Source organism: Neomoorella carbonis, from assembly GCF_045278715.1.
GTDB lineage: Bacteria > Bacillota > DSM-521 > Neomoorellales > Neomoorellaceae > Neomoorella > Neomoorella carbonis.
The window spans coordinates 202,459-221,692 of sequence record NZ_CP136420.1; the positions used below are offsets into that span (position 1 = coordinate 202,459).

General features: G+C 55.1%; 18 protein-coding genes. 16 read left to right on the top strand and 2 right to left on the bottom strand.

Annotation, left to right across the window (positions count from 1 at the left end):
* Positions 1–7 precede the first annotated feature (7 nt).
* Positions 8–1,252: an ISL3 family transposase gene (locus MCACP_RS01095; protein ID WP_406676582.1), complete on the bottom strand. Its 1,245-nt coding sequence runs from the start codon at positions 1,250–1,252 to the stop codon at positions 8–10.
* 347 nt (positions 1,253–1,599) lie between these two features.
* On the opposite strand from MCACP_RS01095, the gene MCACP_RS01100 reads away from it, so the two are divergent.
* From MCACP_RS01100 to MCACP_RS01170, 15 genes are all read left to right on the top strand, one after another.
* Positions 1,600–3,264, top strand: coding sequence for a PucR family transcriptional regulator (locus MCACP_RS01100; protein WP_406677560.1), 1,665 nt, complete (start codon positions 1,600–1,602; stop codon positions 3,262–3,264).
* Between the two features lie 125 nt (positions 3,265–3,389).
* Positions 3,390–4,025, top strand: a complete 636-nt coding sequence (locus tag MCACP_RS01105; protein WP_406677561.1) for an aspartate/glutamate racemase family protein — start codon at positions 3,390–3,392, stop codon at positions 4,023–4,025.
* 17 nt (positions 4,026–4,042) lie between these two features.
* Positions 4,043–5,644: an OPT/YSL family transporter gene (locus MCACP_RS01110; protein ID WP_406677562.1), complete on the top strand. Its 1,602-nt coding sequence runs from the start codon at positions 4,043–4,045 to the stop codon at positions 5,642–5,644.
* An 18-nt stretch (positions 5,645–5,662) separates the two neighbouring features.
* A complete protein-coding gene (locus MCACP_RS01115) occupies positions 5,663–6,766 on the top strand; it encodes a DUF917 domain-containing protein (RefSeq protein ID WP_406677563.1) in 1,104 nt (367 codons plus the stop codon).
* A 4-nt stretch (positions 6,767–6,770) separates the two neighbouring features.
* Positions 6,771–7,712, top strand: a complete 942-nt coding sequence (locus MCACP_RS01120; protein ID WP_406677564.1) for a DUF1177 domain-containing protein — start codon at positions 6,771–6,773, stop codon at positions 7,710–7,712.
* Positions 7,713–7,805: 93 nt separating this feature from the next.
* On the top strand, positions 7,806–8,477 hold the full coding sequence (locus MCACP_RS01125; RefSeq protein ID WP_406677565.1) for an AroM family protein: 672 nt from the start codon (positions 7,806–7,808) through the stop codon (positions 8,475–8,477).
* A 13-nt stretch (positions 8,478–8,490) separates the two neighbouring features.
* The gene (locus MCACP_RS01130; RefSeq protein ID WP_406677566.1) at positions 8,491–9,438 is read left to right on the top strand and encodes an aminopeptidase; all 948 of its coding nucleotides are present in this window, start codon (positions 8,491–8,493) and stop codon (positions 9,436–9,438) included.
* Positions 9,439–9,580: 142 nt separating this feature from the next.
* Complete coding sequence (locus tag MCACP_RS01135) at positions 9,581–11,491, top strand: DUF5693 family protein (RefSeq protein ID WP_406677567.1); 1,911 nt, start codon at positions 9,581–9,583, stop codon at positions 11,489–11,491.
* Positions 11,479–12,582, top strand: coding sequence for a polysaccharide pyruvyl transferase CsaB (gene csaB / locus MCACP_RS01140; protein WP_406677568.1), 1,104 nt, complete (start codon positions 11,479–11,481; stop codon positions 12,580–12,582). Before MCACP_RS01135 ends, csaB begins: the two co-directional genes overlap by 13 nt.
* Before the next feature lie 12 nt (positions 12,583–12,594).
* The gene (murJ, locus tag MCACP_RS01145) at positions 12,595–14,196 is read left to right on the top strand and encodes a murein biosynthesis integral membrane protein MurJ (protein ID WP_406677569.1); all 1,602 of its coding nucleotides are present in this window, start codon (positions 12,595–12,597) and stop codon (positions 14,194–14,196) included.
* Positions 14,197–14,277: 81 nt separating this feature from the next.
* Entirely contained in the window at positions 14,278–14,709 is a 432-nt protein-coding gene (gene fabZ, locus MCACP_RS01150; RefSeq protein ID WP_406677570.1) for a 3-hydroxyacyl-ACP dehydratase FabZ, read from the top strand.
* A gap of 57 nt (positions 14,710–14,766) precedes the next feature.
* Positions 14,767–15,816, top strand: coding sequence for a glycosyltransferase family 4 protein (locus tag MCACP_RS01155; RefSeq protein ID WP_406677571.1), 1,050 nt, complete (start codon positions 14,767–14,769; stop codon positions 15,814–15,816).
* Positions 15,817–15,823: 7 nt separating this feature from the next.
* The gene (locus MCACP_RS01160; RefSeq protein WP_406677572.1) at positions 15,824–16,066 is read left to right on the top strand and encodes a hypothetical protein; all 243 of its coding nucleotides are present in this window, start codon (positions 15,824–15,826) and stop codon (positions 16,064–16,066) included.
* A 231-nt stretch (positions 16,067–16,297) separates the two neighbouring features.
* Entirely contained in the window at positions 16,298–17,062 is a 765-nt protein-coding gene (locus MCACP_RS01165) for a DUF421 domain-containing protein (protein WP_406677573.1), read from the top strand.
* Positions 17,063–17,144: 82 nt separating this feature from the next.
* Positions 17,145–18,560: a phosphoglucomutase/phosphomannomutase family protein gene (locus MCACP_RS01170; RefSeq protein ID WP_406677574.1), complete on the top strand. Its 1,416-nt coding sequence runs from the start codon at positions 17,145–17,147 to the stop codon at positions 18,558–18,560.
* Here MCACP_RS01170 and MCACP_RS01175 read toward each other — a convergent pair.
* Positions 18,550–18,714: a hypothetical protein gene (locus MCACP_RS01175; RefSeq protein WP_172613453.1), complete on the bottom strand. Its 165-nt coding sequence runs from the start codon at positions 18,712–18,714 to the stop codon at positions 18,550–18,552. The two genes, MCACP_RS01170 and MCACP_RS01175, sit on opposite strands and share 11 nt — an antisense overlap.
* A 54-nt stretch (positions 18,715–18,768) precedes the next feature.
* On the opposite strand from MCACP_RS01175, the gene MCACP_RS01180 reads away from it, so the two are divergent.
* Positions 18,769–19,206, top strand: a complete 438-nt coding sequence (locus MCACP_RS01180; RefSeq protein ID WP_406677575.1) for a hypothetical protein — start codon at positions 18,769–18,771, stop codon at positions 19,204–19,206.
* Positions 19,207–19,234: the final 28 nt, after the last annotated feature.

The window sequence follows — 19,234 nt, forward strand, 5'->3', positions numbered from 1 at the left end:
CTCGGCTCTATGTCAATAGTTGTGGGATTAAATTTTGGGGGCAACATCCCAGGAAAATTTTTTTGATGAAATGATTACGATTCCTAAAACCAAAACTTAAGCGTTTGAGCATTTTACTTAAAGTATTCTTGCCTTCTATATAACCATTGGTGTACCGGCGGCCTTGCTGGGTGTATCTAACCAGGTTTAATATTTCTGACCTCCAGGACTTAATAGTACGAGCCCATACCCGTCCCTCTAGATTTGCAGCGCATTCTGCATTTATAAGCCAACGGCTTAAGACAATTTCTGCCTCTTCAACCCGGTCCATCTTTATGATTTGTCTTAAATCTTCTTTTAGCTGGTACAGTTCATAGAGGGACGGGTATTTATTCTTAATTTCTTCTAGCTGCTGTTGTTGTCTGGGAGTAAGTTTTTCTTTAGCCTTGAGCAAGGGTAGGCGAGGTATATTCTCCTTGCCTGCTTCTTGCTCTATCTTGCGTGCTTCATTTAAGCGACGGTTGGCATCCTGAATTACATGGAAAGGGTCTACTATTATCCTAGCTGAAGGAAAGATTGCTTTTATTAACTTGCGCCAGGAGTCTTTCATGTCAATTACTACTGCTTCTACTTTAACCCCGGCTTTTTTGAGCCCCTCCAGGTAAGCCTTTATAGTTGCTTTCCTGTCATCACCCAAAATCGTCAAAGGCCTCTTATCCGGTTCCAGGCGCCCTACTACGCATACATAATCATTCCCGCTAAAGGACAGTTCATCTAAGGTTAAGACTATGGGCTCTTGAGTATCATCTGCTGGAAGACCGGACTGGATATACTTGTCTAGTAATCTTATAACCCTATTAGGAGTAAGGTGTAATATTCGGGCTGCATAGGTAAAGCTCATCCTCTGGGCATAATACACTACTGTCTGCACTCCTAGTTTTGTAAATCTGGCCCAGGGGATGGTATTCGGAGGACGAAGGGTAAAAGTCTTATGACAATGGTAACACTTATACCGTACAGGAACCCAGGATAAAAAAATCCATCTCCCGTATAAAAAAGCGTGACGAATTTTCCTTTCTTGGGGCTTCCGGTTCTTCTTTAAAATGCCGTGCTTATGTAATTTGCCTTTGTTACATGCAGGGCATAATGCTGGCGGGTCTAGCGTCACCCTTAACACAATATCTTTACGTTCCTGCTGTTCTCCTAAAATGGACGGGAGTATTTTATCAAAATTCTCTTGTCCATTGAGGGTGATCGTGCTATTCTTATTCATGGGGGCACTCCTTTCCTGTTGGGGTTTTGTTTGCTAATATTGATTTGGATGTGCCCCCATCTTTTTCCTCCTTTAGCTCCTAATAAAATCTCTTCTCCTCTGTCCTTCCATATCTACCTATCCCTTCCCACACTTTTTATTATAGAGCCGATAGCCTCTTTACATGTCACGGCGGGCCGGTCATACCCGGAGTAAAGGAGCATCCGTTCCTTTACCGGGCCTGATGCAAAATATAGCCATTTTTCCGCTTTTTTACCCCTGGAATTGCCTTTTTTTTATGTTATCATTATATTTGCTGTCCGGACTTTTAAGCTTTTTGTTCCCGGATAAATATGGAGTGAAGCTTTATGGGCATAACCGTCAGAGAGGCTTTAAAGCTGGGGGGCCTGCAGAGGGCCACCCTCCTGGCTGGCGAAGCAGGGCTAGATAATGTTATTAAATTTGTAGATATCCTGGAGATACCCGATCCGCGCGGGTGGCTCCGGCCCAACGAATTTATTATTACAACAGGATATGCATTAAAGAACGACCTGGAAGCGCAGTTGAATCTTTTACGGGAGCTGGCAAGGGCGGGTGGAGCCGGCCTGGCCATGAAATTCGGGCGGTTTATCGGCGCTGTTCCGGAGGAAATGTGCCGCCTGGCCGGCGAGTTAAAGCTGCCCCTATTGAGTGTGCCTGATGACGTACCGTATGTGGATATCACCAATCCACTGATGGCGGCTATCGTCAATGAACAGGCGAGACAGCTTGAGTATTCGGAGAAAGTCCACCGTAAACTCACCAAGGTGGCCCTGGAGGCCAGCAATCTCCAGGCCGTAGCCACAGCCCTGGCCGCCCTGGTGGAGCGGGAAGTAGTTATTTGCAATGAGGAATTCAAGCCCCTGGCAGAGGCAGGTAAGGGTCCCTCTTCGGAAACCTTTCAGCTGCCGCCTGAAGAAGCCCAAAAGCTCAATCTGACCCAGGAAGCGGCAGAAGTAGCCCTCTGGCACAAAGGGACACGGCGGCGGTATTTTGCCTCTCCCGTTGACGTTCGGGGCCGGCGTTATGGCTACGTACTGGTTGAAGGGCAAACGCCCTTGAGTGAACTAAACCATATCGCTCTCCAGCATGCCGTAACGGTAACTGCCCTGCAAATGGTCAAAGAAGAAGCTGTAGCCGAAGTCCAGCGGAGCCTGCGGCGGGATCTGCTGGAGGACCTGATAGCCGGTGCCTTTCGCCATCGTGAGCTGGCCGTCAGTCGGGCTGAAGCCCTGGGTATTTTTCTAGAAGAACCCAAGGTGATCCTAGCCATCGACATAGATGATTTTAGCGGTTATCTCTTGCACCAGCCCGGAGCATATGAAACAAACGTGGAAAAGCTAAAACGCAATTTCTATCGGGCAGTAAATTCCTGCCTTACAGCCTTCGAAAGGCGGGTTCTAACGGTCCAGCGCAGCGACAGCGTTGTAGCTATCTTACCGGCTTCAGGAGAGGAAGGGCAAGCCAGAGGGATCCGGGGCAATTTAAGAATTAAGCTCCAGGAACTGGCTGTGGAAATTCAACAGAAAATTGCCAGGGAATTGAATGGCGTAACTGTTTCCGTGGGTATAAGCTCTGTAGCCCACGACCCTATGGATATCAGCAAACGCTACCAGGAGGCGCGCAACGCCATAAGGATGGCCAGGCGTATAAAAGGAAGGGGCGCCGTGGCCTTCTGGGAGGATGTAGAATTATACCATGTTTTGGGACAATCGGGCCAGGCCCTGGCCAGGTTTTACCACTCGGTGCTGGGACCGCTGGACCGCCCGGAAGTAAAAAATCGTGAGGTCCTGCTGGAAACTTTACGCGTTTATCTCGAATCGCAGGGAAACGTAATGGCTTCAGCCGAAAAGCTGTACGTGCACCGTAATACCCTGCGTTACCGACTGCAGCGAATTGAAGAACTTCTCGGGCGCGATCTGGATTCGCCCGACGAAAGACTAGCCATCTGGCTGGCCCTGAAGGCCAGGCCGCTTCTCCGAACTGATAAATGAATCTGTACAGATTGCACAAAAAAGAACTCGTTTTATTCATACCGCCTGGCCATAGATGCCAGACGGTTATTTTTATATAATCTCGCTTCAGGTATTATTGTTAAGCATTGGCGGGAGGTTTTAACGTGCTGGCAGTTATACGTGTTCTCACTACCCAGGACGAAGATTTACTGAATGCCCATGGGCGCATAATCACGGCAAAATACGGGCTGCCAACCCGGAGCTACTGTATACCTGACCAGCCCGAGGGCATTTACAATGAAGAGACTGAAAGGATTGCCATACCCAAGATAGTGCGTCTGGCCCGCCAGGTGGAGGAAGAAGGGGCTAAAGCGATCTTTATCAGCTGTGCGGCTGATCCGGCCCTGCAGGAGGTACGGGCGGAATGCCAAGTACCTGTTATTGGCGCCGGTTCAGCGGCCGCGGCCGTAGCCATGGCTCTGGGCAGGAGGATTGGCGTCTTAAACCTCACCGAGGCTACACCGGCAGCGGTAACTTCTCTCCTCGGCTCCCACATGGTTGCTGAAGCCAGGCCGGAGGGGGTAAAAAATACCAGGGATTTGCTGACGCCGGCGGGTAAAGAAAAAGCCGTTGAGGCTGCCGGCGAACTGGTTGGTAAAGGGGCCGAAGTCATAGTTTTCGCCTGCACGGGTTACTCCACCATCGGCCTGGCCGGGGAAATCAGAGAACGCCTCGGGGTAAGGATTGTGGATGCCGTGGAAGCGGGCGGACTGGTTGCCTGGTATACTTTACAGAAATAGCAAAAGGAGGAAAAAATATGGAAGATAAGATGCTGACAGAAAAACATCCCCGCGCTTTTGAACCTGTCGTTCTCATATTAAATATTATTCTTTCGGTTATCGGGGCAATTATAGGCCTGCAAATATTAACAACCCTTGGTGTGACCCCGAATACTTCCATTATCGGCGTGCTGGTGGCCATTGCCCTGTCCCGGATCCCGGCGGGGTGGCTGGCCAGATACCGTTCCATTCACCGTCAGAATCTGGTCCAGTCGAATATCTCCAGCGCTACCTTTGGTGCAGCCAATTCTTTGCTGCTCCCGATAGGAATTCCTTACCTGTTTGGCCGGCCCGATCTGGTTATTCCCATGCTGATTGGTGCGACCATGGGCATGCTTATTGACCTGGCCATGTTGTACTGGTTCTTCGATTCCCGCATTTTCCCCGGCAAAGCGGCCTGGCCGCCCGGCGTTGCTGCAGCCGAAGCCATCTACGCCGGCGACGAAGGCGGCAGGAGGGCCTTGCTCCTGGTCTGGGGGACTATCATCGGTGTTATCGGCTCGTACTTTAAGGTTTCCATGTCCGCTTTTGGCGTAGCCTTTATTGGCAATGTCTGGGCCCTGGCCATGTTTGGCATTGGCCTGCTGCTCAGGGGTTATTCTACCACCCTTTTTGGCGTGGATATCAACAAGCTCTACATCCCCCACGGGATGATGATCGGTGCTGGCCTGGTGGCGGGCATCCAGATTCTCCTCATTCTTCTAAAAGGAAGAAAAGAAGGAAAGGTTCATGCAAACGCTGCTGCGCCCGGCGACTACACCCGGAGTGAAGAGCAGGTCAGCAAAGGTTTAGTCCGCGGTTTTGGCCTTTATGTAGTTGCCGCCCTTATTTTGGCTTTCCTCGGCGGCCTCTATACGGAAATGCCGGCCTGGCAGCTTGTTTTCTGGGCCATCTTTGCTGCCGTTTCCTGTATCCTGGCGGAATTCATCGTTGGCCTTTCCGCCATGCACGCCGGCTGGTTCCCGGCTTTTGCTACGGCGCTGATTTTTCTCGTTTTAGGTATGGCTCTGGGATTTCCAGCTCCAGCCCTGGCCTTGCTGGTGGGATTTGTCGCCTCGGGGGGACCGGCCTTTGCCGACGCCGGCTACGACTTGAAGGCCGGCTGGATTTTAAGGGGTGAGGGACGTAACCGCGACTTTGAGCTGGAAGGGCGCTGGCAGCAGTTCCTGGCCGGGCTGGTAGGACTGGCGGTGGCCTGGGTAATGGTTACGTTCTTCCATGATATATATTTCCGCCAGGATTTGTTTCCTCCCGTCGACCGGGTGTACGCGGCTACCATCAAGGCTGGCGTAGATGCTGCTATCATCAAAAACCTGGTGCTGTGGGCCATTCCCGGAGCCCTCATCCAGGCCCTGGGCGGCTCCGAAAGACAGATAGGGATAATGTTAGCTACCGGTCTATTAATCCTCAATCCTCTGGCGGGTTATGCCGTGCTGGCCGGCATTATTATCCGCGTCCTGGTTCTCAAGTTTATGGGCCAGGAAGCCGAAACGCCCATGACCATTCTTGCTGCCGGTTTTATCGCCGGCGATGCCCTCTATGGCTTCTTCAACTCGGTATTCAAGGCTAAATGGAAGTAATGAGGGGGGGACCCGGCAATGGACCTGAAGATGACGCTAGATTACGAAGTTATGGAAGCGGCTGTGCTGGGCGGGGCTGTTCTGGGGGGCGGTGGTGGCGGTTCCATGGAGCTGGGACGCCAGGCCGCCCGCCTGGCTCTAGAGCTGGGCACCCCCGTATTAATACCAATTGATGCCCTTGCTGACGATGCCGTGCTGCTTACCGTTTCGGCTGTTGGAGCGCCGGCGGCCAAGACGGCCTTTGTCAAACCGGTGGATTATATACGTACCGTGGAGCTGTTCAGTAAATATACAGGGGAGAAGATTCACGGTTTAATTACCAACGAATGTGGCGGCCTGGCCAGCGTCAACGGGTGGCTGCAGGCCGCGGCCCTGGGCATACCCGTGATCGATGCCCCCTGTAACGGCAGGGCCCATCCCACCGGGGTCATGGGTTCCATGGGCCTGCATAAAGTTGCCGGGTATATCTCCCGGCAGGTGGCAATCGGCGGCAATCCCCAAACCAATAGCTATATTGAGGTTTTTGCCAGCGGTTCCCTGGAGGCAACCGCCAGTATGGTCAGGGAGGCTTCAATACAAGCCGGCGGGCTGGTGGCCGTAGCCAGGAATCCGGTTACGGCAGGGTATGCGAAGGAAAATGCTGCCCCCGGCGCCATTGGCAGGTGTATCGCTGTGGGCAGAGCCATCCTGGCCAATCGCGCTCAGGGCCCCCTGCCGGCAATCGAAGCGGCAGCGGAAGTTCTAGGCGGCGCCGTCATTTTTACCGGGAAAGTGGCTGCCGTCAGCCTGGAGACCATCGGCGGGTTTGATGTTGGTAAAGTGGTAGTCCAGAGCGAACGGCAGATGGCGGAACTCACCTTCTGGAACGAATATATCACCCTGGAAATAGATAGCGAAAGGAAAGGCACTTTTCCAGACCTGCTGGCAACTATGGACCTCAATAGCGGCCTGCCCCTGTCTTCGGCAGAAATTCAGGAAGGGCAGGAGATAGCCATTTTGCACGTTCATCGTGACAGACTAATTCTGGGAAGCGGCATGAAAGATCCCGACCTTTTTCATGTAGTAGAAAAGGCTACTGGAAAAGAAGTAATCAAATATGTATTCACTGGAGGAGAGGTGTAACAGGATGGCTCTTAAGCAGGTAATAGAAGCGTATGAACTCCTTGACAGCGCTTATGTTGACGGTTATGAGGTTGCCGGCTTGCTTAAAAAGGCCGGCCTGAAAGACGTAGAGGTAAAGCGGATTGCCGGCGCCAAGGGTTCTACGGACTTTATCAAGATCAGGATACCGGGGAGCAGTGGTAAGGTTAAAGGCGGCAGCGCGCCGACCCTGGGGATAATCGGCCGGCTGGGCGGCCTGGGCGCCCGGCCGGAAAGGATAGGTTTTGTGTCCGACGGCGACGGCGCCCTGGCTGCGGTGGCTGCCGCCTTGAAACTGGGGGCTATGCAGAAGAAGGGGGATATACTGGCCGGGGATGTGATTATTGCTACCCATATCTGCCCCAATGCGCCGACTAGGCCTCATGATCCCGTACCCTTCATGGATTCGCCGGTGGATATTGCCGCAATGAACCGCCATGAAGTCGACCCGGCCATGGACGCCATTCTTTCCATTGACACAACCAAAGGCAACCGGGTTATCAATCACCGCGGTTTTGCTATTTCACCCACAGTAAAAGAGGGATACATCTTGCGGGTTAGTGAAGATCTGCTTGACCTGATGCAGATTGTCACCGGCAGGTTACCGGTAGTTTTCCCGGTTACTACCCAGGACATTACGCCCTATGGCAACGGCCTTTATCACCTGAACAGCATCTTACAACCTTGCGTAGCCACGGCAGCGCCGGTAGTGGGTGTAGCCATTACCGCCGAAGTACCGGTCCCGGGCTGCGCCACCGGCGCCAGTCACCTGGTAGATATTGAGGCTGCCGTGCGGTTCTGTATCGAAGTGGCCAAGGCTTTCGGCCTGGGTAAATGCCGCATCTACGATGAGGAAGAATTTAAACGGTTGAAGGACCTTTATGGCCCTATGGACCACCTGCAGACCTTGGGGCAAGCTAAAAGCTAGTACGCTTGTGCAAATAACGGGATGCTGTTCCGTACAATGGTGTTACTGGACCCCGGTCTGTACCGGGAAAATGAGCAAGGGAGGTGGCCTGGAATGGTACGCAAAGTAGGTGCTATCACCATCGGGCAGTCGCCCCGCATCGATGTCGTACCGGAAATAAAGGTAATTCTTGGGGACAAGATAGAAATAATAGAAGCGGGAGCCCTTGACGGTTTAAGCCATGAAGAAATAGCAGCCCTGGCGCCGGGACCGGGTGATTGCGTCCTGGTGACCAGGCTGCGGGACGGCAGTTCAGTAAAGCTTGCCGAGCAGCGTATTTTATCGTTAATGCAGGCCCGGATTGACGAGGTGGTTGCTGCCGGCGCCCAGGCTGTCTTGCTGCTGTGCACAGGGAAATTTCCTCCTTTTTCCTGCCAGCGGTTGATTCTGCAGCCCCAGCTAATCCTGCGGCATTTTACCGCTGCCGTCGCGGCTGGACGACGGCTGGGGATAATAGTTCCTGATCCGGGCCAGGTAGAACAGGCCAGGGTGCGCTGGGCCGGGCTGGGGAACGACCTGGCAGTAGAAGCCGCTTCGCCCTACGGACCTGTAGAGGCCATTTGGCAGGCAGCCGCCAGGTTACAAGAGCGGCAGGCGGAAATAATTGTCCTTGATTGCATGGGCTTCAATATGGACATGAAAAAAGAAATCGTGAAGCGTACCGGCATTCCAACCATACTACCGCGCACGGTTGCCGCGCGTTTCATTTTGGAATTATTATCCTGAGGAGGCGGCCGGCTTGCAAGACCTGAAAACAGTAGCCAGGGAGCTTTTGCGTACCAATATGGCTTTAAAGCCGGGCGAAACTTTGCTGGTGGTGACCGATACGGCAACGAGCACTATTGGCGAAGCGATTTTCCAGGCCGGTGAAGAAAGCGGCGCCCTCGCGGCACTTATCAAGATGCCTCCCACGGACAGGCCCGGAGCCGAGCCGCCCCCGCCCGTGGCGGCGGCTATGGCCAGGGCCGACGTGGTTATTTGTCCTACCAGGAATTCCTTAACCCATACCCAGGCCCGGATAAAGGCCTGCCAGGCCGGGGCGCGGGTGGCTACCATGCCCGGTATTACCGAGGATATGTTTTTTACGGGGGCGGTGGCGGCCGACTATGAACAGGTGGCCCGGCGGGCTACAGAACTTGCCCGGCTGCTTACAGAAGCCAGGACTGCCGTTTTGGTGAAAGATGGCCTGGAATTGCAGCTTTCCCTGGCCGGGCGCCGGGGTATAGCCAGTACCGGCTTGTACCGCCGGCCGGGTGAAGCGGGTAATTTGCCTTCCGGCGAGGCATACATCGCCCCCCTGGAGGGAAGCGCGGAAGGGGAAACGATTATTGACGGTTCCGTGGCTGGTATCGGCCAGCTGAGGGGTCCTGTCAGAGTAACTATTCGCCAGGGGGTTTTAACGGCAGCTCAGGGCCCGGAAGGGCAGCGGCTGCTGGAGCTATTGGGGAGTGCTCCTGAAGCCAGAAACGTGGCCGAACTGGGCATAGGCACCAATGACCGCGCCAGGGTTTCAGGCAACATATTAGAAGACGAGAAGGTATACGGGACCGTTCATCTTGCCTTTGGTAATAATACGACCTTTGGCGGCACGGTCAGGGCAGGGGTGCATATTGACGGTGTTATTATGGCTCCCGACCTGTACCTGGACGGGAAACTGGTCGTTTCTCAAGGAAAAATCATAGTTTAATGTTTGTCCGACCTTGCAACCCGCCTTGACAGGCGGGTTATAGTATAATGTAACCACAAGTTGCCGGCCTTCTCCAGGAGGATTCAATCACCGGGTGGCGAATATATCCCTTTTGTAACCTCAAGGGAAGAAGGGATCTTTTTTGTTGCGCTGGCGTTACCAGCCAGTCCTCTGGGCGGTGCTGATTATCGCTACCCTGGCCGCCGGGGTGGTAATTACGAACCGGGTGCGCCTGGAAGAAGCCAACCGGACGGTTACCCTGGCGGTTGACTTCCAGCAGGTGCAAAAATTAGCCCAGTGGAGTGGTTTGACTACCAGGGAAACTCTCAGCCGTTTGCAGCAGCAGGGAGCCAACGCTGTCCTTTTTAAGGAGCAGACCGTAGAGGATCTCCAGCAGCAGGTCTGGGTCCGGCCGGGAAGTGAGGCTGTCCTATCCTTCCCGGCTGCAGTGCAGAAAGAAGTGCGCCCCGAGTATACCTACCTTTTTACCAGCGACAGGGAACTGGCGCAGCGCCTGGAACTGCAGCTGGAAAATAAAATCCCCGGCGGGGTGCAGGTGCTGGCCGGCAGCGACTTCATAGCCCTGGGTATACCCCTCTCCATGGCAGAGCTAAAGGAAGTGGGCCTGGGCTTCCCGGACCGGGAGATGGCCATGGCGCGGGAACTGGGCCTGTTGCTCGTTCCCCAGGTACGGTGGTGGTATGGCGCCAACGCCGCTTCCCTGGCCGCCACTTTAAGGCCCCTGCTGGCCTACCAGGATAGCATCGTGGCTTTGCTTTTCAATGATAAGAGCCTTCCCGGTTATCCCCATTACCTGTCTAACCTGGCGGCCCAGGTAGAGCAGCTCAAAGTCCCGGTGGGCCTGATCGAATTTTCCCCGCAGCAGGGCCTCAGCCAGCTGGTTATGCTTCTGGATAAAAGGGCCGTCCGGGTGCACAGTATCAGTGTGGATGAAATGGCCGGTCTAACCCCGGCGGCGGCCCTGGAGCGCCTGGAGCTGGCAGCCAGGGAAAGGAATATCCGCGTCCTCATTGCCCGTTTTAAGTTTGCCCCGGGATCGACAAACTGGCTGGAAGATAACCTCCGTTACGTGGGGGAATTAAGAAAAGTAATCCTGGACGACGGCCTGACCATAGGCCGCGCGGAGCCCTTTTTACCTTTTCCTTTTTCACGCCTGTGGCTGTATTTAACCGGCCTGGGTGTCCTGGCCGCCGGGGTTCTTTTAATGATGCAGTTTGGTTTACCCCGTGTGGGGTTGGCTTTAGGTATCCTGGGCCTTGCGGTCTGGACTGGGACCCTGGGGCTGAATCACCAGGTGCTTATGGCCCGCAAGGTAATGGCCCTGGGAGCGGCCATTATTTTTCCCACCCTGGCCGTGCTTAAGGCCTGGACCCCGCTATCGCGCAGTTTAAAGGCCGCGATAGCTGTTACCATGCGCACAGCCTTGATCTCTTTCTTGGGGGCGTTGTCTATTGCTGCCATCCTGGCCGATAATACCTTTATCTTAAAGATTAATGAATTCAGCGGCGTTAAAATTGCCTTTGTCGCTCCCTTGGTTTTGTTTACGGCAGCCGTGATTATCCGGCAGGAGGGACGGCGGGCCGGTGCTACCGTGCAGAACTGGCTTGATACCGGCCTCACTGTGAAACTGGTACTCCTGGCTGCAGTGGTGGCCGCTGCCGGTGTTCTTTACCTCAGCCGCAGCGGTAATGAAGGGGTGGGGCTGTTACCTTTTGAAGGGCAGATGCGCTCTTTTCTGGGGAACGTTTTACTTGCCCGGCCGCGGACCAAAGAGTTCCTCCTCGGTTACCCCTTTTTGCTTTTAAGCCTGAGCCTGGGTTACCAGCACCGTTATCTTCTCTTCTGGCTTCTGGGCCTGGTGGGGCAGATCTCCCTTGTTAACACCTTCTCCCATATCCACATCCCCTTCCTTATTTCGTTATTACGGACCTTTAACGGCCTGTGGCTGGGGCTTCTGATTGGTTTGCTGCTGGTTATAGCCGTAAAACTGGGGGCGGCAAGTTTAAGGAGGAACAGGGCGTGGCCAGGGTAGTTATCTCCGGCTATTATGGCTTCCAGAACGCCGGGGATGAAGCCGTCCTTTACAGCATGGTCCAGGCCCTGCGTTCCTTTGTCCCCGGTTTGGAAATCACTGTTTTATCTCACTGCCCGGAGCAAACAGCAGCGAGTCTGAACGTTGATGCGGTAAACCGCTGGCAGCTGGCGGCGGTAGCCGGGGCCATGCGCCAGGCCGATCTGGTTATCAGCGGCGGCGGCAGTCTTTTCCAGGATGTTACCGGATGGAAGAGCCTTCTTTACTACCTGAGCGTGGTAGTTCTGGCCCGGCTGTTGCGGAAGCCGGTACTGGTATATGCCCAGGGGCTTGGACCGTTAAAGCGCACTTTTAGCCGCCGGCTGACCGGCAGGGTCTTAAATAGCGTCCAGCTTATAACCTTGCGGGACAGTGGGTCGCGGCAGCTCCTGGAGGAACTCGGGGTGAGACGGCCGCCGGTCTATGTTACGGCCGACCCGGTTCTGGGCCTGGAACCGGAGAACCTGGATTTGCGCTCCGGACAGGAAAAATGGCAGGAGCTAGGATTGACTGATCCGGTAATTGGTATTTCTGTCCGTTCCTGGCCAGGGGCCGGGAACTGCTGGCCGGCCCTGGCCAAGGTGGCCGATGACCTGGTGACCGGCGGGTGGCAGGTTTTATTTTTACCTTTCCACTTTCCCACCGATGTCGATGCCTGCCGCCAGGTGGCCCGGCTGATGCAAAATCGGGCGACAGTTTTAAGGGAAAATATGGATTTAAAAACACTCGTGGGCCTTATAGGCCGGCTGCAATTTTTAATCGGCATGCGCTTGCACGCCCTGATCCTGGCAGCGGTTATGGGGGTACCCTTCCTGGCGCTGCCCTACGATCCCAAGGTGGTTGCCTTTGCCAGGCTGGTGGAACAGCCGGCCGTGGGTTCCCTGGCCGGGTTAACCTGTCAGGGCCTCACGACGGCAGTCCAGGAAGCCCTGGCTCGCCGGGAAGAATACGGCCAGAGGGTAAGGGCGGCAGCGGCCGAACTGCGGCCCCGGGCCCTGGATACCGCCCGCCTGGTTGCAGAGTACCTGAAGAAAGGAGCCATAGGCGGCTGACAGCCAGATAAAATGGCAGCAAAAAGTAACGGCAAGTATACCCGGGGACCGGCAGGGACACCGGTGGCCCGCATGGCGAGGGCGGCGAGTATTGTCCTGCTTTTGAACCTGTTGAGCCGGGTGCTGGGTTTTGTCCGCGATGCCAGCATTGCCGCCCGTTTTGGCGCCGGCCCGGCTACCGACGCCTACCTGGTAGCCTATACTATTCCTTTTTTCCTCCAGACCATCCTGGGGATGGCCTTCGTCACGGTGATGGTGCCGGTAGTGACTGCTTACCTGGTCCAGAATGACCGCGACCAGGCCTGGGCGGTAGCCAGCGCTGTCGGCAACTGGACGTTTTTAATCATGACCCTGCTGGCGGTTGCCGGCGCCGGCCTGGCTCCCTGGCTCGTCCAGATCCTGGCCCCCGGATTTACAGCACCTGTTTATGGCCTGACAGTGAAGCTTACCCGCATCATGTTCCTCTCCCTGCCCTTTATGGGCACAGGGATGCTCATCAGCGGCATTTTAAACGCCGGCTATATCTTTACCTCCCCGGCCCTGGCGCCGGCGGTCAGCAACGTGGTCATCATTGCTACCGCAGTCCTGGCCGGGCAAACCTTTGGCATCACCGGCCTGGCTGTAGGGACAGTATTAAGTTTTGCCGCTTACCTGGCTATACAGCTCCCCGATTTACCGCGTTTGCAGTTTCGCTACACGTGGCGCTTGCTTTCCCATCACCCGGCAGTGCAAAAAATAGGCCGCCACCTGTTGCCGGTATCTTTAAGCCTGGCGGTGGTCCAGCTATACTTGGCCACAAACCGCTTTTTTGCCTCCCGGCTGGCAGCGGGGAGTATTACGGCTCTGGACTTCGGTAATCGCCTGGTAACTTTACCCCTGGGTATCTTTGTGGCCAGCGTTACCACCGCCGTTTTTCCTTCCCTGGCCGAGCAGGCGGCCCGGCAGGACCGCCGGGAAATGGCCCACCTGGTGGACCGGGGTCTGGGGTTGGTGGCCCTGACTATCTTGCCGGCTGCTGCCGGGCTCATTGTCCTCCGGGAACCCCTGGTACGGCTGGTTTTTGAGCGGGGGGCCTTTGATCCCCTGGCAACGGCCATGACAGCAGTGGCAGTTTTATTTTATTCCCTGGGCCTCCTGGCCCAGGCCATGCATCCCATACTGACCCGGGCCTTCTATGCCCTCCAGGAAGTAGTCGTTCCGGTAACAACGGGCCTTTGCTCCGTAGCGTTAAATATCCTTTTCAGCTACCTGCTGGTACCGTACCTGGGACATGGCGGCCTGGCCCTGGCCAATTCCCTGGCTGCCAGCCTCTATGCCCTGATGCTTTACCTGGCCCTGTATCGCCGCCTGCCGGAGCTAAAGGCGGTTGCCCTGCTGGGCTCTACGCTGCGCACCGGCCTGGCAGCAGCAGCAATGGGCCTGCTGGTCTGGCTGGCGGGGAGGGGACTGGGTGTTTTTTCCCTGTCACAGCCCTTGCCGGGTTTATTTATCCGGTTAACCGGGTTAATAGCCGCCGGGATATTCATCTTCTGGGGCCTGGCCCTGCTATTGCAGATCGAAGAGGTTAATTTTATCAGCACTATGCTCCGCCGCCGGTGGCAAAGGGTTTTTTAGACAAGCAGGAATATGGGGATAAATGGCGAATAGAACTACTAATACTATCCAAATTAAAAGACCTAAAAGCGAAGTGACGTCATGGACCTGACGGCAATTCAGAAAGTATTACCGCACCGCTATCCATTTCTGCTGGTTGACCGCATCTTGGCAGTAGAGGCAGGCCGGCGGGCGGTAGGACAAAAAAACGTCAGCGGCAACGAATGGTATTTTAGCGGCCATTTTCCCGGGCAGCCGGTAATGCCCGGGGTTTTAATCATGGAGGCCCTGGCCCAGGTCGGGGCGGTGGCCCTGTTGAGCCTTCCCGAATTCCAGGGGCGGGTGGTCCTTTTTGGCGGCATGGACGGGGTTCGATTCCGCCGCCAGGTAGTTCCAGGCGATGTTTTAAAGCTGGAGACGGAGATTATTAAGCTCAAAGGACGGGTAGGCAAAGGCTACGGCCGCGCCTGGGTGGAGGAAGAACTGGCGGCTGAAGGGGAACTGCTTTTTGCTGTGGGAGAAAAGATAGAGTAGTTTGGTACGTGACAGTGCCAGCCTGCAACAAAGTTATTTTCGGAGGAGGAACCGCCGGTGAATATCCTGGCCCTTGCTCTAGCGGGGGTAATTAGTTTTTGGCTTACACCTGTACTTTGCCGGGTGGCGCCCCGCCTGGGGGCTGTCGATAAACCCGATGCGCGTAAAGTTCACCGCACCCTCATGCCCCGGCTGGGAGGCGTGGCCATCTACGCCGGTTTTCTGGCAGCCTTTTACTTACTCGGTTACCATGGGGAGAAATACCTGGGCCTCTTGCTGGGCGGTACCTTTATCATGCTGGTGGGGCTGGTCGATGATATTAAAAATATAAGTCCCAGGCTGAAATTAATGGGTCAAATTGTCGCCGCAGCCATTCTGGTAGCCTTCGGGGTGCGGGTGGAATTTCTCACCAACCCCTTTGACGGGCTTTTTATCCTGGGCAAACTGGCCATTCCCGTAACTATTTTTTGGATAGTAGGCGTTACCAATGCTTTAAACCTGGTGGACGGCCTGGATGGCCTGGCCGCCGGGACTTCCTTTATCGCCGCCGTGACCATTGCCGTGGTGGCCTGGCTTAACGGAGAAGTGGTTGTAGCCCTTCTTTCCCTGGCCCTGGCGGCCAGTGTGCTGGGCTTTCTGCCCTTTAACTTTCACCCGGCACGGATTTTCATGGGCGACAGCGGCTCCATGTTTTTGGGCTTCAACCTGGCGGCCCTGGCGACCATCGGCCTGACCAAGAGCGCGACAGTGTTATCCCTCTTTATACCGGTAGTCATCTTAGGTTTACCTATCCTGGACACCACTCTGGCCATTATCCGTCGCTTTCTCAACCACCGACCTATCTTTGCCCCCGACAAAGGCCACCTGCACCACTGCCTGCTGGCCCAGGGTTTAACCCAGCGCCAGGCCGTCGGTGTCATCTACCTGGTGGATGCCTGCCTGGGGGGCAGTGCTGTACTCCTTACCAGGCTGGCCACGGATCAGGGTATGCTTATCCTGGTGGGCCTGGCCGTGATAATCCTGGTGGGTTGCGATAAACTGGGGGTTCTTGGTAGAGGGCACCTCACCAGGGTTAAGGCCCGGCATAATTCTTTGCATATATTGTAGGGGTGAGGTGATGGCTGTGCGCCACTATTATTTACTCGTTGTTATTCTCCTCCTGGTTCTGGCCCTCGGCCTGGCGAGCAGCGCTGGTGCGACGGCCCCTACGGCCGGGCTGCAGGCTGACCCGGTGGTTACCCGGAGTTACGTCCAGGAAGCCGTCGACAGCCGCCTGGCACCCCTGCAGCAAGAAATCGAAGGGGCGCAGCAGCGCCTGGCCGCCCTGCAGCAGCGGGTAAATACCATGGTGCCGTAGAACGATACTGACAGGGTCGCGAGCTTAAACTCGCGGCCTTTTTGCATTTATGGAGCTTATTGGGAAATAATACGGAAATGAAGTCTTGGCGTAACGGGGGAATACAGATGAACGACTTGCTCATTGAGGCGCTCTTAATCCTGGCTTTTATCGTGGCCGGCATTGGCCTCCTTTTTTATCTCCACAAGCGAGAATTACTTTAAACTTACTTAAGTTAGGGGGGTTCAATTCGTGGAGTACCTCGAGGTATTTCTCCAGACCATCCTGGCCTTTGCGGCCATCCTGATCTACACCAGGATTCTCGGCAAACAACAGATCGGCCAGCTGACCTTTTTTGAGTACATTAACGGCATCACCTTTGGCAGTATAGCTGCCGTGCTGGCCACTGACATCGAACCCAGACGTACAGGGATGCACTTCCTGGGCCTTACCCTTTTTGCCTTTCTTACCTGGGCGGCCGGTTATGCCGTTCTGGTCAGCCGGCCGGCCCGCAAGCTTATTTCCGGCGAACCTACTGTAGTCGTGCATAACGGTAAAATCCTGGAAGGAAATATGAAAAAAATGCGGTATAATTTTGATGAGCTGGCCATGCAGCTGCGGCAAAAAAATGTATTTGATATTGCCGATGTGGAATATGCTATTCTTGAGCCTGACGGCGACCTGAGTGTTTTGCTGAAATCCCAGAAACGCCCCCTGACACCGGCCGATCTCCAGCTGCCGACCCAGTACGAGGGGATACCGACGGAACTGATTATGGATGGGGAGATCCTCTTCCAGAACCTGAAGCAAAATAAACTGGATGAAAAGTGGCTCATCCAGCAGCTCCAGGCCCAGGGGGTCCAGGATATCAGCCAGGTTGACTATGCCGTTCTAAGGAGCGACGGCTCCCTCTATGTCAATTTGAAAGAAGACGACATAATCAACCCGGTGGATATTACCGACGCTCCGGAAAGCCCGGTGAAGCAGGAGAAGGAAGAACAGGATAGGCCATCCTAAAGCCTCAGGCCGCTTCCGCGAGGATACGGAACGAGCCGGAAAATGTCAGCCTGTGACAAAGTTATCTTCGGAGGTGGTGGTAATGACCATCAAATTTGGTACCGATGGGTGGCGGGCGATCATCGCCGAGGAATTCACTTTTGCCAATGTCCGCCTGGTTACCCAGGCCGTAGCTAATTACCTGCGGGGTGAAAAAGGGCCGGGGGAAGTTGTTATCGGTTATGATAACCGTTTCCTGGCACCGGAATTTGCCGCTGCTGCAGCCGAAGTATTGACGGGTAACGGTTTTACCGTTTACCTGCCTTCCCGGGCCGTACCAACACCCGTTACGGCTTGGGCTATTAAAAAAAATGGGGCTTTAGGCGCATTAATGCTTACGGCCAGCCATAACCCCCCTGCTTACTGCGGGCTCAAGTTTATACCCGATTATGCCGGGCCGGCCGTGCCGGCGATCACCGAAGCCATTGAAAAAGAAATAGCGGCTGTAATGGCAGGAGGTAATATTAAACGCCTGGAACTGGAGGAAGCCAGGCAAAGGGGGCTGGTAAAGGAATTAGAACCCCGGGAAGCCTACCTGGAATACCTGCAGGGTTTAGTTGACGTGGCAGCCATCAAGCAGGCCAGGTTAAAAGTTGTCGTCGACCCCCTGTATGGCGCGGGGCTCGACTATCTGGATGAATTTTTGCAGCGGGCCGGCTGCCAGGTACATACCATCCATAACTACCGTGACCCCCTTTTCGGCGGTTCCCTGCCTGATCCCAGCGCCCGCGGTTTAAGTGAGCTGGCCTGGCAGGTGCGCGAAACGGGAGCCGACCTGGGGCTGGCCCTCGACGGCGATGCCGACCGCTTCGGTGTTGTCGACGGGGACGGTACGTATCTTACGGCCAATGAAGTCCTTTACCTGGTCCTGGCCCACCTGATCTTCCACCGGCAATACCGGGGACCGGTAGCCCGGACGGTAGCTACCACCCATAACCTGGATCGCCTGGCCGCGGCCCATGGCCTGAAAGTTATTGAAACCCCGGTTGGATTTAAATATATCGGCGAGGCCCTGAGGAAGCATGATTGTATCCTGGGGGGCGAAGAGAGCGGGGGATTGAGTATCCGCGGCCACATCCCGGAAAAGGACGGCATCCTGGCCACGGCCCTGGTCGCCGAGCTCCGGGCCGTCCAGGGACGCAGCCTTAAAAGTATCCTGGCGGATTTACAGGAGCGCCACGGCCGGCTGGTCAGCCGGCGGCTGGACCTCAAGGTAGCCCCGGATGTCAAAGCGCGGGTTTTAAAGGAACTGCCGGATTTTACCCCGGCCAAAATTGCCGGCGTCCCGGTGACCGGGCGCCTGGCAGTTGACGGGGTTAAATTCCTCCTGGCTGACGGCAGCTGGATCTTGCTCCGGCCGTCGGGCACGGAACCTCTCCTGCGTTTATATGTGGAGGCACCCGGTGACGAGCGCCTCCATCTCTTCCAGGAAGACATAATTTCCGCCCTTAAGCTTTAAAGTACCTGTTATATTCGTCGGCCGAAAGTTCCCGGTAACAGCTGGGACATAATGCCCCTTTGCCGGGAACTTCAACGGCATTTTCCAGGCCGAAGCGCTCCATAAAGCTTAAAGAAGCGCCACAGCGCAGGCAGGCATCGCTGGCGGCCGGCATCTAGATCACCTCCTTTCACCACAGGCTACCCCTGCCGCATAGGATGGAGCAGGGGTGAGTGACGTGGGCTACCAGGCACCGGTAATCTTGCTGTCTGCTGTTGTCTTCCTGGTCCTGGCCTATGGGTCGTTCTGGCGGCAGCAAAAAGAATTAACCGTAAACTATCCATCCCTGGCCCTGCTAGTGGGTAACCAGGAAGAATTTCTCGAAGGGATCTTGCGTCGTTTCTGGTGGTGGTGCTACTGGTACGGTTTGCCATGGAGGTTAGTGGTGATTATTGATGCTCAGGCAAAGGCGTCTCTTGCTATCTTGCGCCATTTTTTTTATCCCTATCCCTTTTTCCGGGTAATTTACGCCCGGGAAGAAGCGCTTTTAACGCTGGAATTTACGGTTGGCGTTGGCGGGCGGCAGGCGTATTTTTTAGATATTCGGACAGAACGAGATTTTAATTCTACCTGGACCAGGATCTGCCGGACCTGCCTAAAAAAATAAATTGACGGAAGGAAAAAATAACCCTGGT

Bases quoted from the DNA above. Each gene is read 5' to 3' on its own strand.
- MCACP_RS01095 (WP_406676582.1), bottom strand. From the start codon at position 1,252: ATGAATAAGAATAGCACGATCACCCTCAATGGACAAGAGAATTTTGAT.
- MCACP_RS01100 (WP_406677560.1), top strand. From the start codon at position 1,600: ATGGGCATAACCGTCAGAGAGGCTTTAAAGCTGGGGGGCCTGCAGAGG.
- MCACP_RS01110 (WP_406677562.1), top strand. From the start codon at position 4,043: ATGGAAGATAAGATGCTGACAGAAAAACATCCCCGCGCTTTTGAACCT.
- MCACP_RS01115 (WP_406677563.1), top strand. From the start codon at position 5,663: ATGGACCTGAAGATGACGCTAGATTACGAAGTTATGGAAGCGGCTGTG.
- MCACP_RS01120 (WP_406677564.1), top strand. From the start codon at position 6,771: ATGGCTCTTAAGCAGGTAATAGAAGCGTATGAACTCCTTGACAGCGCT.
- MCACP_RS01125 (WP_406677565.1), top strand. From the start codon at position 7,806: ATGGTACGCAAAGTAGGTGCTATCACCATCGGGCAGTCGCCCCGCATC.
- murJ (WP_406677569.1), top strand. From the start codon at position 12,595: ATGGCAGCAAAAAGTAACGGCAAGTATACCCGGGGACCGGCAGGGACA.
- fabZ (WP_406677570.1), top strand. From the start codon at position 14,278: ATGGACCTGACGGCAATTCAGAAAGTATTACCGCACCGCTATCCATTT.
- MCACP_RS01170 (WP_406677574.1), top strand. From the start codon at position 17,145: ATGACCATCAAATTTGGTACCGATGGGTGGCGGGCGATCATCGCCGAG.
- MCACP_RS01175 (WP_172613453.1), bottom strand. From the start codon at position 18,714: ATGCCGGCCGCCAGCGATGCCTGCCTGCGCTGTGGCGCTTCTTTAAGC.